The 1,313-nt window shown below is 59.5% G+C and carries 1 protein-coding gene; it reads right to left on the reverse strand.

Going from position 1 to position 1,313, the window contains the following annotated elements; genetic code table 11:
* Nucleotides 1-37: 37 nt before the first annotated feature.
* Nucleotides 38-1,260, reverse strand: a protein-coding gene (locus BTE28158_RS32250) for an IS3 family transposase (RefSeq protein ID WP_151052758.1) whose coding sequence is annotated in 2 segments (ribosomal slippage) — nucleotides 38-892 and nucleotides 895-1,260 — 1,221 coding nt in all. Because the reading frame shifts where the segments join, the coding sequence is not laid out codon by codon here.
* Nucleotides 1,261-1,313: the final 53 nt, after the last annotated feature.

The raw sequence follows: 1,313 nt of genomic DNA on the forward strand, positions 1-1,313 counted from the left end.
GTGTCAAGTCCTGGAATAGGTTGACAGTATCCAGGCGCTAGAACGCCCGATGCACCGCATCGGGCGTTTTGTATTTCAGCGCGGCATGTGGCCGTTCATAGTTGTAGATGTGTACCGACTGTTCGACCATCTTGGCGGCCTGTTCAAGGTCCGCAGGACGTTGCAACAGGAACTCCCCCTTGAGAATGCCGTTGACCCGCTCAGCCAGCGCATTCTGATAGCAGTCGTAGCCGTCCGTCATTGAACAGCGCAGGCCGTGATGCCGATGGATGTCCTGATAGTAGGTCGAACAGTACTGGACCCCGCGATCGGAGTGATGGATCAACGGCTGCCGGCTCCGGCGCTTGCGCAACGCCTTCTTGAGCGCCTGACTGACCTGCTCGGTTTGCAGGCTGTCGTGAACGTGATGACCGACGATCTTGCGCGAGAACGCATCCGTGACGAGACTCAAATACACAAACGGGCCAGCCGTCGGCAGATACGTGATGTCGGCCACCCACACTTGTTCGGGGCCGGTCGGCACGATTTGATCCGGCCCGGGTTTCAGTAGATTCGGATGACGCCGGAAGCGGTGATGGCTATGGGTGGTCTTGTGATACGCCCGGTGCGGTACGACCAGTAGGCGCGCGGCACGCAGCACGTCGAACAGCCGATCTCGCCCCAGCTTGATGCCGCGCTCGACCAATGCTGGCCCGAGCAGATGATGTAGCTTGCGTGTGCCCAGCCTCGGCTGGCGAAGCCGCACGTCTCGCACCAGCGCAGTGACGGTCTCGCTCTGCGAGCAACGGTGTTCCTCGCTGCGGCATCGCTTGTAATACGCTTGGCGGCTGATACCCATGTATCGGCAGGCCCGCTCGACGCTCAGCTTTTCGATCCGCTTTTGCGCGACGACCTGCCTGAAGGCTTTTTTACGGTGATCCCGTAATCCTTGCGCATCACGTCGATCACGGCTTCGAATAGCGCGGCTTTCTCCTGCGCCTGTCGCAACTGCGTCTCCAACTCCTTGATGCGCTGCTCCGGTGTGAGCGGCTTTGAGTCTTGCTTTGACATGGTGGAACCCGATCGCGCACGGCCGGATGGATCGGCCCAATCCTGCAAGCCGTGCTTACGTAACCATACCAGCACGGTCGAGCGCCCCTGGATGCCGTAGCGTCGCTGTGCCTCTTTGTACGTCAGTTCGCCTTTTTCGACCTGCACCACCACCGACAGTTTAAAAGCCAGGCTGTAGTCCCGCTGCGTCCGCTTGATCCCTTGCTCCATTTGGCACCTCTTCGTTTCGGCGAAAAAGTGTCAACCTATTTCAGGACGGGTCA

The organism is Burkholderia diffusa, from assembly GCF_902499115.1.
GTDB lineage: Bacteria > Pseudomonadota > Gammaproteobacteria > Burkholderiales > Burkholderiaceae > Burkholderia > Burkholderia diffusa.